Source organism: Longimycelium tulufanense, from assembly GCF_014645795.1.
Taxonomy (GTDB): Bacteria; Actinomycetota; Actinomycetes; order Mycobacteriales; family Pseudonocardiaceae; genus Longimycelium; species Longimycelium tulufanense.
The window spans coordinates 66,085-82,048 of record NZ_BMMK01000014.1; the positions used below are offsets into that span (position 1 = coordinate 66,085).

Genomic DNA, 15,964 nt, shown 5'->3' on the forward strand with positions numbered 1-15,964 from the left:
ATTCCACACCGTCGTCGCTGGTCGATAGGGTCTGGCGCAGGCCGCGTCCGGCGGGCTCCGCCAGGGTGCGTCCAGGGGAAGCCGAGCAAGCCCACCACTGGACCGGCCGAGTCCGACACCGACGTCGCAGGAGACTCGAGTGGACCTGTACGAGTACCAGGCGAAGGATCTCTTCGCCCGCCATGGCGTCCCGGTGCTGCCGGGCACCGTGGTCACCACCCCCGAGGACGCCAGTGCCGCCGCCGAGCAGCTCGGCGGGACGGTCGTGGTGAAGGCCCAGGTGAAGACCGGCGGCCGCGGCAAGGCCGGCGGTGTCAAGCTGGCCAAGACCCCGGACGAGACCCGCGCCAGGGCCTCCGACATCCTGGGCTTGGACATCAAGGGTCACACCGTGCGCAAGGTGCTGGTGACGCCGGCGTCCGACATCGCCGAGGAGTACTACTTCTCCTTCCTGCTCGACCGCGCCAACCGCAACTTCCTGGCGATGGCCTCCGTCGAGGGCGGCATGGAGATCGAGGAGGTCGCCGCCACCAAGCCGGAGGCGCTGGCCAAGATCGCCATCGACCCGCTGGCCGGCGTCGACCTGGCCAAGGCGCGCGAGATCGTGGCCGCCGCCAGGTTCCCGGCCGAGGTCGCCGACCAGATCGCCGAGACCATCGTCAAGCTGTGGGAGACCTTCGTCCGCGAGGACGCCACCCTGGTCGAGATCAACCCGCTGGTGCGCGACCCGGAGGACCGGGTGCTCGCGCTGGACGGCAAGGTCACGCTGGACGACAACGCCGACTTCCGGCACGCCGACCACGCCGAGCTGGTCGACATCGACGCGGAGAACCCGCTCGAGGCCGCGGCCAAGGCCAAGGGCCTCAACTACGTCAAGCTGGACGGCCAGGTCGGCATCATCGGCAACGGCGCCGGCCTGGTCATGTCCACCTTGGACGTGGTCGCCTACGCGGGCGAGGAGTTCGGCGGCGTGAAGCCGGCCAACTTCCTCGACATCGGCGGTGGCGCCTCGGCCGAGGTGATGGCCAACGGCCTGCACGTCATCCTGGGTGATGAGGACGTCAGGTCCGTGTTCGTCAACGTCTTCGGCGGCATCACCGCCTGCGACCAGGTCGCCACGGGCATCGTGCAGGCGCTGCGGATCCTGGGGGACGAGGCCACCAAGCCGCTGGTCGTGCGGCTGGACGGCAACAACGTCGACGAGGGCCGGCGGATCCTGGCCGAGGCCAACCACCCGCTGGTCACCATGGTGGACACGATGGACGGCGCGGCCCGCAAGGCCGCCGAGCTCGCCGCGGCGAACTGAGGAGCGATCGGCTGTGGCTATCTTCCTTACCGAGAACAGCAAGGTCATCGTCCAGGGGATGACCGGCTCCGAGGGCAGCAAGCACACCCGCCGCATGCTCAAGGCCGGCACCAACATCGTGGGCGGCGTCAACCCGCGCAAGGCCGGCACCACCGTCGACTTCGACGGCACCGAGCTGCCGGTGTTCGCCTCGGTGGGCGAGGCGATGGAGAAGACCGGTGCCGACGTCACCGTCATCTTCGTGCCGCCGAAGTTCGCCAAGGACGCGGTCTTCGAGGCGATCGATGCCGGCATCGGCCTGGCCGTGGTGATCACCGAGGGCATCCCGGTGCACGACGCCGCCGCCTTCTGGGCGCACGCCTGCGCCGCCGGCAACAAGACCCGCATCATCGGCCCGAACTGCCCGGGTGTCATCTCGCCGGACAAGTCCAACGCGGGCATCATCCCGGCCGACATCACCGGCCCGGGCAAGATCGGCCTGGTGTCGAAGTCCGGCACGCTGACGTACCAGATGATGTACGAGCTGCGGGACATCGGCTTCTCCACCTGCGTGGGCATCGGCGGTGACCCGATCATCGGCACCACCCACATCGACGCCCTGCAGGCGTTCCAGGACGACCCGGAGACCGCGGGCATCGTCATGATCGGCGAGATCGGTGGCGACGCCGAGGAGCGGGCCGCGGCCTACATCTCCGAGCACATCACCAAGCCGGTGGTGGGCTACGTGGCCGGTTTCACCGCACCCGAGGGCAAGACGATGGGGCACGCCGGTGCGATCGTGTCCGGCTCCGCCGGCACCGCGCAGGCCAAGAAGGAGGCCCTGGAGGCCGCCGGGGTCAAGGTCGGCAAGACGCCGAGCGAGACCGCGGAGCTGATGCGCGAGGTCATCAGGTCGCTGGGCTGACACCCTTCCGGACCGCTGTTGCGGGCCGGGACGCCACGGCGTTCCGGCCCGCCTCAGCATGCAGGGGATTCTCCTCTTCCGGGCGGGGGAACCTCGGCGAGCCACCCTCCGTCGAACGGGTGGCGATCGGCTAGCGTTCGGCTCGCCACCCACGCATGACCCGCCCCGCGGAGGAGGAAGCCACAATGTCCGTGCCTTACGGCGCGCCCCAGCCGGCGCAGCCGCAGCAGCCCGGTGCCCCGGCACCGTCGGCGGGCAACCTGAACCTCGGGATGATCCTCGCCCTGTCGGCCGCCGGCCTCGCCCTGGTCGCCTACTTCTGCGGGTTCGCCAAGGATGCCGTGGGGACCGAGTTCCTGATCTGGGTCCTCCTTGCGGGCGGGTTGCTCTCCGGCCTGGCCGCGGTGCCCAAGATCGAGGCCAACACGCTCCCCGCCGGTGCCGTGCTGAGCACGGTGGGCGCCCTGGGCCTGCTGGCGGGCGTCGTGCGTGGCCTCCAGGTCGCGGGTTCGTTCACCCGGGAGACCCCGTCCATCGTCATCGTGATCCTGATTGTGGCGTTGCTGCAGATGGTGGCGGCCATCGCGGCGTTGCTGTTCCAGGCCGAGATCATCAAGATCCAGCCGAAGCCCGCCTACGCCCCGCCCGGTGGCTGGAGCCCGCAGACCGGTGGCTTCCCGCAGCAGGGCCAGTACGGACAGGGCCAGTACGGCCAACCCGGGCAGTACGGCCAGCCGGCGCAACAACCCCAGCAGCCGCAGCAACCGCAGCAGCCCGGCCAGTTCGGTCAGCCGGGCCAGCAGCCGCAGTACGGGCAGCCCGGCCAGCAGCCGGGCCAGGGTGGCCAGTACGGCGGTGGCCCCCAGCCGACGCAGCAGTTCAACCCGACGACGCCCCCGGGCGGCTTCAGCGCCCCCGGGCAGAGCTGATCCACGACGCCAGCAGCGGGCCCGCCCCCAGGTGAGGGGGCGGGCCCGGCTCGTGTGGTCGCCGTCCCCCGGAAGGGCAGACCTCGGCGTGGCTCACCCGGATGGCGCAACGGCGATGCCAAGGTGAGGGCCGTGACCGCGCTGGAGCCACTGCCGCACGGGGTCGCCGAACCCGCCGGCGTCTCCCGGGCCGCGTGGGCACGCGCCCTGGCGGCCGCGGCGCTGGGACCGCTGTTCGCCGGCTACACCGCGGCCGCGACGGTCGTCGCGGTGATCGTGTCGACCGCCCCCGGTGCGGACGCCTCGTCGGGCGCGGTGCTGCGTGGGGCAGGCCCGATTTGGCTTGCCGCGCACCAGATTCCGCTCCTCGTCCGGGGTGCGCCGTTGGGGGTGTTACCGCTACTGCCGACGGTGCTGGTGCTGTTCCTGGTGATGCGGGCCGCCATGGTGGCTACCGATCGCGTGCGCCCCCACACCTGGGAGCAGGCTGCGCTCGTTGTCGGCACGATCGGCGGTGCGCACGCCGTGTTCGGGGCGGTGCTCGCCGGGATCTCCACCGAGCCGGTGACCGCGGAGGCGCCGGAGGCGTTCTTCGGCTGCGGCCTGCTGGCCACCGTTGCCGCCGCGATCGGGTTGAGCAGACGGGCGGGCCTGCTGAAGATCCTCGCGGAGCGGCTCGATTCCACGGTGCTGCGCGGCCTGCGCGCGGGTGCGCTCGGGCTCGCCGCCCTCCTTACCGTGTCGACGGCGGCGGTGGCGGTTGGGCTGCTGTTCTCCTTCGGCACCGCACGGACGATCTTCGCCGAGATGGCGCCGGACGCCGGGAGTGCCTTCGGGCTCTGGATGCTCTCGATGAGCTACCTGCCCAACGGGATCGTCGCCGCGCTGGCGTTCCTGGTGGGACCGGGCTTCGGGATCGGCAAGGTCACGATCTCCCCGCTGGCGACCCTGCCCGGACCGGTGCCCGCGGTTCCGCTGCTCGCCGCGTTGCCCACGCAGGAGTCAGCGCGGTGGTGGCTGCTGATCCTCATGCTCCCGCTGGCGGTCGGGGCCTTCCTGGGATGGGCCTACCGGCAGTGCGACGAGGACCCGATGATCCGCGTTCAGGTCGTCGCGATCGGCGCTGGCGTGGTGGCCGCGAGCTGCTTCCTGCTCGCGATGTTGACCGGCGGCCGGCTGGGGTCCGGCCAGTTCGATCCGGTTGGCCTGCGGAGCGGGCTGGTGGCGGTCGCCGCGTTCGTCTGGGTGTCGGTGCCGGCGATCAGCATTGCCTGGTTCTTCGGGCCTCGACCTTCCCGTGCTGACAAGCCTCCCGACGGCGAAGCGGCCGAGGGCGACGAGACGGGTGAAGCCGGGGATGCGGCCGACGCGGAGACGGCTGCTGGCGAAGCCACTGGCGAGGGGGACACCGAGAAGGCGGACGGCGATGCCGGAGCCGAGGCGGAAGCTGTTGCCGCAGAGGAGGAAGCCAGCCTCGAAGAGGTGGACGCCGACGACGCCGAGATGGCAGGGCTACTGGACGAGCTCGAGGACGCCGAGGAGGCGGTGTCGACGCTCGACGCCGCAGACAGGTCTTCGGCGTCGCCGCGGGACGAGGTGAGTGACGTCGCTGATCAGGACGAGCCGGCGGTGGCCGGGGACACGGATCGCGGTGAATCGATGGTCACCGAAGAGTCGGGCCGGGATGAGCCGACGGCCGTCGAGGTCGCCGGGACGGACCCGGGCCAGCCCGGTGCGGGCGACCAACCACCCTCGGAATCCGCCGGCGAGGGCACTGACCAGCACCGGGAGCGCTGAGCCCGGCCGCCGTCCCACCACCTGCTCGTCGCCGGCCTCCACCGACCGCTTAGGCTTCGGGGCGACAACGAGTCCGTGGCGTGCAGTCAGGAGCCCGAGCTGAGTCCGTCGACCGAGTTCCCGTTCGCGGGACCGAGCATGAGCGGCCGAGACCTGGCCGCGGGGGCGAGCAGCGGCCCCGCGGGCACGTCCGGGGCTCCGCGGAACACCGCTCGCCCCGAGAGAGCGGAGCGGGTACCGGGCGGCACGTTCCAGCTGCGGTTGCCGGTGCCGGCCCGCGTGGTCGCCCTGGTCTCCGGCTCGGGCACCCTCCTCCAGTCGTTGCTCGACGCCACCGATGACCCCGACTACCCGGCGCGAGTGGCCGCGGTGATCGCGGATCGCGCCGGAATCGAGGGCCTGGCCAGGGCCGAGCGGCGCGGCCTGCCGACCGTCGCGGTCCGGCTGCGCGACCACGCCGACCGCTCGGCGTGGGATGCCGCGCTGACCGACACCGTCACGGGTTTCGCGCCGGACCTGGTGGTCTCCGCCGGCTTTATGAAGATTCTCGGCCCACAGTTCCTCGCCCGCTTCGGCGGCCGTGTACTGAACACCCATCCCGCGTTGCTGCCCGCATTCCCGGGGGCACACGCCGTGCGGGACGCGCTGGCTTACGGGGTCCGGGTCACCGGCTGCACCGTGCACCTGGTGGACGCCGGCGTGGACACCGGGCCGATCGTGACGCAGGAGGCTGTCCCGGTGCTGCCGGGCGACACCGAGGACACCCTGCACGAGCGCATCAAGAGCGTGGAGCGGCGCCTGCTGGTCGATGTCGTCGCCCGACTGGCCCTGCAGGGCTGCACCGTGACCGGACGAGAGGTGAACATCCCGTGACCGCAACGCAGTCCACTGTGGATGGTCGGCGGCCCGTGCGGCGCGCACTGGTCGGCGTGTCGGACAAGACGGGCCTGCTCGAGCTGGCCACCGGGTTGCACGCCGCCGGTGTGGAGATCGTGTCCACCGGGGGGACGGCGCGCGCGCTGGCCGACGCCGGTGTGCCGGTGACCCCGGTCGAGGAGCTGACCGGCTTCCCGGAGTGCCTGGACGGCCGGGTGAAGACGCTGCACCCGCGGGTGCACGCCGGGTTGCTCGCCGATGTGCGGCGCGAGGAGCACGTGGCGCAGCTGCGGCACCTGGACATCGCTCCGTTCGACCTGCTCGTGGTGAACCTGTACCCGTTCGCGCGGACGGTGGCTTCGGGCGCGGGGCCGGACGAGTGCGTTGAGCAGATCGACATCGGCGGTCCGGCAATGGTGCGGGGCGCGGCCAAGAACCACGCCAACGTCGCGGTCGTCGTGGACCCGTCGCGTTACGACTGGGCGCTGCAGCAGGTGCGGGCCGGTGGTTTCACTCTGGCGGACCGGCAGGCGCTGGCCGCCGACGCCTTCCGGCACACCGCGTCCTACGACGTGGCGGTGGCTTCGTGGATCGGCGCCACGCTGGCACCGGATGACGAGTGCTCCGGCTTCCCGGGCTGGGTCGGGACGACCTACCAGCGCAAGACGGTACTGCGGTACGGCGAGAACCCGCACCAGCGGGCCGCGCTCTACGTGTCCGACTCCGGCCAGGGCGGGCTGGCGAACGCGAAGCAGTTGCACGGCAAGGAAATGTCGTACAACAACTACGTGGACGCCGACGCCGCGTGGCGGGCCGCGCACGACCACGAGGTCGCATGCGTCGCAATTATCAAGCACGCCAACCCCTGCGGCATCGCGGTGTCCACTGTGGATGGATCTGGTGCGATCGCCGACGCGCACCGCAAGGCGCACGCCTGCGACCCGGTGAGCGCCTACGGTGGTGTCATCGCGGCCAACCGCGAGGTCACCGTGGAGATGGCCGAGCAGGTTGTGGACATCTTCACCGAGGTGATCGTCGCCCCCTCCTACGCGGACGGCGCCGTCGAGGTGTTGTCCCGCAAGAAGAACGTGCGCATCCTCCTCGCCGAGGCTCCGGTCCGTGGTGGGCTGGAGACGCGGGCGGTGTCCGGTGGCCTGCTCGTGCAGTCGGCCGACGCCATCGACGCGCCCGGTGACGACCCGGCCAAGTGGACGCTGGCCTGCGGCGAGCCGGTGGACTCCGAGACGTTGCGGGACCTGGTGTTCGCGTGGCGGGCCTGCCGTGCCACGAAGTCGAACGCGATCCTGCTGGCGCTTGGCGGGGCAACCGTCGGCGTCGGTATGGGCCAGGTCAACCGGGTGGATGCCGCGCGGCTGGCGGTGACCCGCGCCGGCGACCGGGCCAAGGGCGCGGTGGCTGCGTCGGACGCCTTCTTCCCGTTCCCGGATGGCTTGCAGGTCCTGCTGGAAGCGGGCGTGCGTGCGGTGGTGCAGCCGGGTGGCTCGGTGCGGGACGCCGAGGTCATCGCGGTGGCCGAGGCCGCTGGCGTGCCGCTGTACCTGACCGGCACGCGCCACTTCGCGCACTGACGTACTCGTACGGAAGCGGGGCTCTCTCCGAGTGGAGGGGGCCCGTTTTCTTTGGACGGAGGACCTGCGGGGCGCGCGTCGACCTGATCGGCGTCAGTGCTGGTCAGCGGTCCGGCGCCGGTGCCATGGGCCCACCCGGGGCGGGCTGTGGATCACCGGATCGGGGGTGTCCGCCGGGCTTGACGGTGTGGGTGCGGGCCGGTTTACTGGACCCACCGATTCGAACAGATGTTCGATCGGTCGAGGTGGTCGGAGGATGGGATCGGCCGCTTCGTAGCACCGCTGGCTTCCCCACGGCGGTGGCGTGCTGAACGGGTGCGTGCACGTCGCGTCGAAGGGAGCCAGGCCGGTGTCCGGTGCGGTGGTCGCATCGCTGAGGTCGTTGGACGGGGTGGGCACGGCTTCCGGGGTCGCCGTGTCTTCCAGCGACCTGGCAGCGGGGCGGGTGCTGCCGGTGCGGGCGGAACTGTCCGCCGTGCTGCCGTGGTCCGGACTGCGCCGCGGCGGCACGGTGGCGGTGCGCGGGTCCACCGCGTTGCTGCTCGCGCTGCTCGCCGAGGCCACCGCCGCCGGCTCGTGGGCGGCCGTGGTGGGGCTGCCGGGGCTGGGTGTGCTCGCCGCCGCGGAAGCGGGCGTGGCGGTGGAGCGGCTCGCCCTGGTGCCACGACCAGGAGACGAGCCGGCGGCGGTGGTGGCCGCCCTGCTGGACGGGGTCGACCTGGTGGCGGTGGCCGGCACCGACCGGATCGGCCGGGTCGGTGCCCGGAAGCTGGCGGTACGGGCGCGGCAGCGCGGGGCCGTGCTGGTGCCGTTCGGCTCCTGGCCGGCGGCGGATGTTGAGTTGAGTTGTGTGGCCGGGCAATGGCACGGGCTCGGTGCGGGACACGGGTACCTACGGGAGCGTCAGCTCCTGGTGCGGGCGCGAGGACGGGGCGCGGCGGCGCGGCCCCGCGAGGCATGGTTGGCGCTCCCGGCAGCCGGCGGGGGTGTCGCGGAGAGAGCGAGGCGGAACCGGGAAACCCGTGCGCCGGGCCCGGCCATCACCGGAGTTCCCATCATCGAGGTTCGGGGTGCCGCCACCCCGGTGGCGGAGCTGCCCGTTCGGACGGAACGCGGATCGGCCGGGGATCGTGCCTGGGCCAGTCGGGGCAGGGCACGGCCCGATGGTCGTGCCGAGCCCACCGACGGCGTACCCGGAGACGTCGGAACGCGGAGCGCGGGCACGGTTGCGCCGGGCCGCTCGGCTCTGCGCGCCGAGGAGCTCCTACCGCCCGATTCCGGCCGCGCCGGGCCGGGTTGGGCGGATGAGGGATCCGCGGAGGCCGGGTGATCCGCCGTGCCCGAGCGGACGAGGAGAGCGGAGGAGCCGGTGCCTCCGGGGGAACTCGCCCCCGGGTCGGGCATCGGGGTGACCGGAGTGTTGTTACGGGCGGTGTGCTCGTCGCGTCGGGTCGGCTTCCCCGGCGTGCGATGTGACTGGTTGTTTCGACGATTGATGTTGCTGTGTCGTGCTTTTCGGCGGCGGGGTGAGGCGTGATGAGCGCTGACAAGGATTTCCCGCAGCCGGTCGGAAAACGATCCGAGGAGGTGTTGCCTGGCAAGGAAAGTGGGCGGCAGGAGCCCGATTCGGGCCGAGTGGTGTCCACGCCGGTGCGGATGCTCGTGGTGTGGTGCCCGGACTGGCCGGTGGTCGCGGCCTGTGCGGCGAGCGGTACCCCGCCGCACGTCCCCGCGGCCGTGCTCGCGGCCAACCGGGTGGTGGCGTGCTCGGCGACGGCCAGGGCCGAGGGTGTCCATCGGGGTGCACGCAAGCGGGAAGCCCAGTCCCGCTGTCCCGAGCTGGTCGTCTTTGACGACGATCCGGAGCGGGACGCCCGGTGGTTCGAGCCGGTGGCGGCGGCCGTCGAGGAGCTGGCCCCCGGGGTCGAGGTGGTGCGTCCGGGAGTGGTGGCGGTTCCCGTCCAGGGACCGGTCGGCTACTTCGGCCGCATCGCTCGGGACCACGCCGGTGACGGCGCTCCCGGGGCGGTCACCGGAGCCGGCGAGTCGGCTATCGGCATCCGACCCACCGGACAAGACGGCGGTGCTCAACAACGCGAGCAGGTCGATTGTGCGGACGCTCCCCCCGGCGAGCAACCCCGCGCCACCGGTGCCCGGAACGGCGAGCCCGCCACGGGCGCCGATGCCCGAGCCCGCAGGGGGATATGTGATGCCGATGCCCGTGAGCAGGGCCTGGACGCTGACGCTCGGTCCGCCGAGCAGCCCGGTGCCGACGCCCAGCCGTGCAAGCGAGGCATTGGTATCCACGCCCGAAGCCCCAAACCGGTCGATGGTTCTCGACCATCCGGTCAGGTCTGCGGTGTTGCTGCTGGATCCTGTGAGCAGTTCGGTGTTGACCCTCAACCCTGTGCGCAGGTCCCCGGCAACGACACTCGAACCGCTACGCACGTTGTTGATGCGCCTCCCGGCGCGCAATCCCTTGCCGCGGAAGAGGTTGTCGCCGAGCGGCTGATCGACCACGTGGCGGTGGGCACCGGGGTGGAGTGCCAGGTCGGGATCGCGGATGGGCTGTTCGCCGCGACCCTGGCCGCCCGGCGGGGCGTGCTCGTCCCGGCGGGCGGGAGCCGGGAGTTCCTCGCCCGGCTCCCGGTGGCGGAGCTGCTCGTCGACGACGTCGATCGGTCGTCCACAGTAGATGGTCAGGCTCGTGCCGAGCTGGTGGAGCTGCTGTGGCGGCTGGGGTTGCGGACGCTCGGGGCGTTCGCGGCGGTTCCACCCGCCGACGTCGCCTCCCGGTTCGGGGCCGCCGCGATGGCCGCGCACCGGCTGGCACGGGGGCTGGAGGAGCGTCCGCCGGTGCGGCGCCGTCCGCCACCGGACCTGGCCGTCACCCAGGAACTCGACCCGCCGGTGGACCGGGTGGACGCGGCGGCGTTCGCCGCCCGGGCCCTCGCCGAGCGGCTGCACGAGTGGCTGGCCCGGGCCGGGCTGGCCTGTACCCGGCTGCGGATCCGGGCCAGGACCGAGCACGGCGAGGAACTGGCCCGGGTGTGGCGGTGTGCCGATCCGCTCACCGCGCACGGCACGGCCGACCGGGTGCGGTGGCAGCTCGACGGCTGGCTGACGGGGCGGAGCGGGGCTCGGCCCACCGCCGGCGTGGGAGTGCTCCGCCTGGAGCCGGTGGAGGTGGTCGAGGCCGCCAGCTTGCAGCTCGACCTGTTCCGGGGGGCGGGCGACACCCCGGGCGCGGAACGGGCCGCGCGGGCCCTGGTGCACGTGCAGGGCCTGCTCGGTCCGGAGGGGGTGTTGACACCCGTGCTGGGTGGCGGGCGTGGGCCGGCAGAGCGGGTGCGGTTGGTGCAGTGGGGGGACGAGCGGCGGCCGGCGCTGGACCCGGACGCGCCGTGGCCGGGACGGTTGCCGCCACCGACGCCGACCGTGCTGCCGGAACGCCCGACGCCGGCCGAGGTGCTCGACGCGGAGGGCAACCAGGTCGGGGTGAGCGGACGGCACGAGATGACCGCGCCCCCGGTGTGGGTCCGGGTGGCCGGCGCGGCCCCACGCCAGGTCGTGGCCTGGGGCGGGCCATGGACGGTGCACGAGAGGTGGTGGGTGACCGAGGAACTGCAAGCAGGAACGGGCACCGGTACGGCGACCCCGGGTCGGACCGTGGACCCTGCGGCCCGACCCGCCGGGCCGGGCACTGACGGGACCCGGACTGCCCCGGGGGCGGCGGGCAGGGCGGGGGCCACGGTGGGCGCACGCCGGGCCGCCCGGCTGCAGGTCGTGCTGGCCACCGAGGACACCGAAGACCTGTTTGCCGGGTCGAGCATCGACAGGGAGTTCGACGGCCACCGCACCGGTCCGGGTGCCACCGGCACCCCGGCCTCGCCCATCGCCCCGGGTGCCAGCACCCGGGGCCCCCGGGGCAGCGCCACCCTGCCTGCGGGGACGGACGCCGATGTCCCGGCACGGCCGCCGTACCGGGGCGCGGGTCCCGCAGACCCGCCTGCGGGGGCGGGCGATGGCGGAGTCGGACTCGGGGGGTTCGGCGCCGGCACAGGGGAGACCGCGCTGCTGCTCGTCCGCGAGGGCGGCCAGTGGTGGGTCGAAGGGCTTTACGACTAGCGGAAGGGAGAACGGCAGGGAAAGGAAGGCATGTCGGGGAAAGGGAACGACTGAGGGAAAGGGGACACGACTAGGGAAGAGCGGCTAGGGGACGAGGTATGCGGGGGAATGGAGGTGGAGCGGGGGCGGGTGGGGGGAGGGGAGGGAGAGAGAACCGGGTCGCGAGCCAGGAGAGAGACGGCGAATGGGGTGGAACAACCCGCCCGTGAGCTGGTCGGAGTTCGAGCGGGCACTGTCTGGTCGGAGTGTGCCGCGGGATGAGCGGTACCCCGGGGACGGCGGGGACAGCCCGGCGTGGACCCGGCGTCGTGCGCGTTATGTCCCGCCGGCTACTTCGGCGCGTCCACGTACCCGGTCGGCAGTTCCCGGCGACCAGCAGGCCGGCTCGAACGACGTTGCTCACGACAGCGTTGAAGGGCAGCAGGCGGAGGAGAAGGGTAAGACGGCGAACCCAAGGCCAGCGCCGAGAACCGAAGAGCCGCAAGGGGGCTCGAACGGCGGCTCCGAGTGTCCGCGTGCAGGGGAGAATCAAGGCGCGAGAGATCCGGGTTCCCGAGCGGGTGTCGGGGAGCTGTCCCAAGAGTGTGTGGACATTGCGGGTCAGGGTGCCGCGGCGGGCGTTCCCACGGATTCGCGCGCGGCAGCGAGTACAGCTGAGACGTGCGATAACCCTGCAGATCCGGGTGCGGGGTCGGATGAGGGCACGGGAGATCGACAAGCCAGAGCAGTCGCTGATTCGCGCGGAAGGCCCAGCGTTGGCGCTGCGGGATCATGTGTGCGATCCGGTACCCCGGATTCGCCTGCGGGAGTGGGTGCGGGCGATCCGTTTGAACCGGGTGCTGACACTGCACATCAGCCTGCAACATCAGAAGCCACCGTAACCCCGCACGCGGGAGCGAACACCGCCACGAAGTCGCCCACAAGGCCGAATGCCGACGCCACAGTCCTGCATGCGCTGCCCGGAACCGAGGCAACAGGACCGCACACAGCAACACCTTTCCCGGCAGCGAGCAAGAGCGCGGCGAATCTCCTTTCCAGGAGGAGCGCAACACTCTCCACTCCCAGTCTTGGTTACGCCGAGCTGCACTGTCACTCCAACTTCAGCTTCCTCGACGGCACCAGCCATCCCGAGGAACTGGTCGAAGAAGCCGCCCGGCTGGAGCTGGAAGCCATCGCGCTGACCGACCACGACGGTGTCTATGGCGTCGTCCGCTTTGCCGAAGCCGCAGCCGCGCTGGGCGTGCGCACGGTGTTCGGCGCCGAGCTGAGCCTGGGACTGTCCACGCCGCAGAACGGTGTGCCGGACCCGGAGGGTAACCACCTGCTGGTGCTGGCCAGAGACCCGGAGGGCTACGCACGGCTGTGTCGCGCCATCACCGCCGCCCAGTTCAGGGGGGAGGAGAAGGGCCGCCCGGTCTACCACTGGGATGACCTGGTCAGCCAGGCCGGCGGGCACTGGCTCGTGCTCACCGGCTGCCGCAAGGCAGCGGTGCGATCCGCGCTGGCGGCCGAGGGCCCCGCCGGCGCCGCACGCGAGCTGGACCGGCTGATCGAGTCCTTTGGCAAGGACAACGTGGTGGTGGAGCTGACCCACCACGGACAGCCCACCGACGACGAGCGCAACGACCTGCTGGCCGCCCTCGCCACCACCGCCGGTCTGTCCACAGTGGCCACGACGGCCGCGCATTACGCCTCTCCCGCACGCCATCCGCTGGCAACCGCGCTCGCCTCGGTGCGCGCCCGCCGCAGCCTCGACGAGATGGACGGCTGGTTGCCCCCGTCCAGCACGGCCCACCTGCGGTCCGCCGCGGAGATGGCCGCCCGGTTCGCGCGCTACCCCGGCGCCGTGGCCAGGGCCGCCGAGCTGGGCCGGGAGTGCGCCTTCGACCTGCGCTTGGTCGCTCCCCAACTTCCCCCGTTCCGGGTCCCACCCGGCTACAACGAGGACAGCTGGCTACGGGAGTTGACCATGCGCGGTGCGGCCGAGCGGTTCGGCGCCCCAGAAGAGAATCCCCGTGCCTATCAGCAGATCGAGCATGAACTGGCGACGATCGAGCGACTGGGCTTTCCCGGCTACTTCCTCGTGGTTCACGACATCGTGCAGTTCTGCCGCAACAACAACATCTTCTGCCAGGGCCGTGGTTCGGCAGCCAACTCCGCCGTCTGCTACGCCCTGGGCATCACCCACGTCGACGCGGTGCGCTACGAGCTGCTGTTCGAACGTTTCCTCGCACCGGAACGGGACGGCCCACCCGACATTGACATCGACATCGAGTCCGACCGTCGCGAAGAGGTCATCCAGTACGTCTACCGACGCTACAGGCGTGACCGGGCCGCCCAAGTAGCGAACGTGATCACCTACCGCGCCCGCTCGGCGATCCGCGACATGGCCAAGGCGCTCGGTTACTCGCCGGGCCAGCAGGACGCCTGGAGCAAACAGATCGACCGATGGGGGCCGATACAAAGGTCCACGGAGGACACCGACATCCCGGAACACGTGGTCGCGCTCGCCGACCAGCTGGAAGGCTTCCCCCGGCACCTGGGCATCCACTCCGGCGGCATGGTGATCTGCGACCGGCCGGTGGGCGAGGTGTGCCCGGTGGAGTGGGCCCGCATGCCCGGGCGCACGGTCCTGCAGTGGGACAAGGACGACTGCGCCGCCGTGGGCCTGGTCAAGTTCGACCTGCTGGGCCTGGGCATGCTCTCCGCCCTGCACTACGCCGTCGACCTGGTCAACGAGCAGCACGGCGTGCGGGTCGACCTCGGCCGGCTCGACCTGACCGACCCGGCTGTCTACGACATGCTCTGCCAGGCGGACACGGTGGGCGTGTTCCAGGTGGAGAGCCGCGCCCAGATGGCCACCCTGCCGAGACTGCGACCGCGGGAGTTCTACGACCTGGTGGTGGAGGTGGCGTTGATCCGGCCGGGGCCGATCCAGGGTGGCTCGGTGCACCCCTACATTCGTCGCCGCAACGGCCAGGAGGAGCCCAAGATCGACCACCCCCTGCTGGAACGTTCGCTGCGCAAGACCCTGGGCGTACCGCTGTTCCAGGAACAGCTCATGCAGATGGCCGTGGACGTGGCTGGTTTCTCCCCGGCCGAGGCCGACGAGCTGCGCCGGGCGATGGGCGCCAAACGCTCGACCGAACGCATGTCCCGCCTGCGGGGCCGACTGTTCGAGGGCATGGCGGCCAACGGCATCACCGGAGAGCTCGCCGAGCGCATCTACACCAAGCTGCTGGCCTTCGCGAACTTCGGCTTCCCGGAAAGCCACGCGTTGAGCTTCGCGTTGCTGGTCTACGCCAGCTCGTGGTTCAAGCTCTACTACCCCGAGGCGTTCTGTTCCGCGTTGCTCCGCGCCCAGCCGATGGGGTTCTACTCACCGCAGTCGTTGATCGCGGACGCCCGCCGGCACGGGGTCGAGGTGCGTGGCCCGGACGTCAACGCCAGCCTCGACTACGCGACCCTGGAACCGGTCGAGGCGACGGGACCGGATCCCCTGGTGGCGGAGGTGGCCGCACGCCGCCGGGCCGCCGCCGACGGCACCGCGCTACGCACCGGCGACGGGAGGAAGGTCATCGCTGTGCCCCGGGAACAACGGGAGCCGCGGGCGATCCGGTTGGGGCTGGGCACCGTGCGGGGAATTGGGGAGGACCTGGCGAAGCGGATCGTGGCCGAACGCCGGCAGAACGGGCCGTACCGGGACATGGTGGACATGGCGCGCCGGGTGCGGTTGACGACGGCCCAGGTGGAGGCGTTGGCCACGGCAGGGGCGTTCGGCTGCTTCGGGGTGTCCCGGCGGGCGGCGTTGTGGGCCGCGGGCGCGGTGGCGGCGGAGCGGCCGGATCGGCTGCCGGGTACGGCGGTGGGCGTGGCGGCCCCGCCCCTGCCGGGCATGGACGAGATCGAACTGGCCGCGGCCGACGTGTGGGCCACCGGGGTGTCGCCGACGAGCTTCCCCACGCAGTTCCTGCGGGACCGCCTGAACGCCCTGGGCGCGGTCCCGGTGACGCGGCTGTCCGAAGTCCCGAACGGGAGCCGGGTCCTGGTCGGCGGAGCGGTGACGCACCGGCAGCGCCCAGCGACGGCCGGCGGGGTCACCTTCCTCAACCTGGAGGACGAGACCGGCATGGTGAACGTGGTGTGCACACCCGGGCTGTGGGCCCGCTACCGCAGGGTGGCCCAGACCAGCTCCGCCCTGCTGGTGCGTGGTGTCCTGGAGCGCGCCGAGGGGGTGACCAACATCCGGGCGGATCGCCTGCAACACCTCGACCTCCGCGTCCCCTCCAAGTCCCGCGACTTCCGCTGACTCCGGACGAGGAAGAACGGGCCCGAACCCACCGGACCGCGAGTGGCCACGAGTGAACCGGCTGGTAGTGGCCGCGCGGCCCCGGGGCGTTCGGCCCTGACCGTTCGCACGGCGGCCGTACTGTGC

9 protein-coding genes are annotated in these 15,964 nt (G+C 71.9%); all 9 read left to right on the top strand.

The genetic code is table 11. The annotated features are described in order from the left end of the window. The first annotated feature begins 139 nt into the window (after positions 1–139). On the top strand, positions 140–1,306 hold the full coding sequence (sucC, locus tag IEY55_RS15845; protein WP_189058526.1) for an ADP-forming succinate--CoA ligase subunit beta: 1,167 nt from the start codon (positions 140–142) through the stop codon (positions 1,304–1,306). A 13-nt stretch (positions 1,307–1,319) separates the two neighbouring features. Beyond that, entirely contained in the window at positions 1,320–2,210 is an 891-nt protein-coding gene (gene sucD / locus IEY55_RS15850) for a succinate--CoA ligase subunit alpha (RefSeq protein ID WP_189058528.1), read from the top strand. 185 nt (positions 2,211–2,395) lie between these two features. Continuing rightward, a complete protein-coding gene (locus IEY55_RS15855) occupies positions 2,396–3,139 on the top strand; it encodes a DUF5336 domain-containing protein (RefSeq protein WP_189058530.1) in 744 nt (247 codons plus the stop codon). A 132-nt stretch (positions 3,140–3,271) separates the two neighbouring features. Further along, positions 3,272–4,936 carry a cell division protein PerM gene (locus IEY55_RS15860; protein WP_189058532.1) on the top strand — a complete coding sequence of 555 codons (1,665 nt, stop codon included), beginning with the start codon at positions 3,272–3,274 and terminating at the stop codon, positions 4,934–4,936. Positions 4,937–5,191: 255 nt separating this feature from the next. After that, on the top strand, positions 5,192–5,809 hold the full coding sequence (purN, locus tag IEY55_RS15865; protein ID WP_229686449.1) for a phosphoribosylglycinamide formyltransferase: 618 nt from the start codon (positions 5,192–5,194) through the stop codon (positions 5,807–5,809). Beyond that, positions 5,806–7,401: a bifunctional phosphoribosylaminoimidazolecarboxamide formyltransferase/IMP cyclohydrolase gene (purH, locus tag IEY55_RS15870; RefSeq protein WP_229686434.1), complete on the top strand. Its 1,596-nt coding sequence runs from the start codon at positions 5,806–5,808 to the stop codon at positions 7,399–7,401. The genes purN and purH overlap by 4 nt, the downstream gene beginning before the upstream one ends. A gap of 349 nt (positions 7,402–7,750) precedes the next feature. Beyond that, the gene (imuA', locus tag IEY55_RS32805) at positions 7,751–8,731 is read left to right on the top strand and encodes a DnaE2-dependent mutagenesis accessory factor ImuA' (RefSeq protein WP_308424764.1); all 981 of its coding nucleotides are present in this window, start codon (positions 7,751–7,753) and stop codon (positions 8,729–8,731) included. A gap of 326 nt (positions 8,732–9,057) precedes the next feature. Next, a complete protein-coding gene (locus IEY55_RS32090; RefSeq protein ID WP_229686450.1) occupies positions 9,058–11,529 on the top strand; it encodes a DNA polymerase Y family protein in 2,472 nt (823 codons plus the stop codon). 1,081 nt (positions 11,530–12,610) lie between these two features. Continuing rightward, positions 12,611–15,838 carry an error-prone DNA polymerase gene (locus IEY55_RS15885; RefSeq protein WP_373290020.1) on the top strand — a complete coding sequence of 1,076 codons (3,228 nt, stop codon included), beginning with the start codon at positions 12,611–12,613 and terminating at the stop codon, positions 15,836–15,838. Positions 15,839–15,964: the final 126 nt, after the last annotated feature.

Bases quoted from the DNA above. Each gene is read 5' to 3' on its own strand.
- IEY55_RS15855 (WP_189058530.1), top strand. From the start codon at position 2,396: ATGTCCGTGCCTTACGGCGCGCCCCAGCCGGCGCAGCCGCAGCAGCCC.
- IEY55_RS32090 (WP_229686450.1), top strand. From the start codon at position 9,058: ATGCTCGTGGTGTGGTGCCCGGACTGGCCGGTGGTCGCGGCCTGTGCG.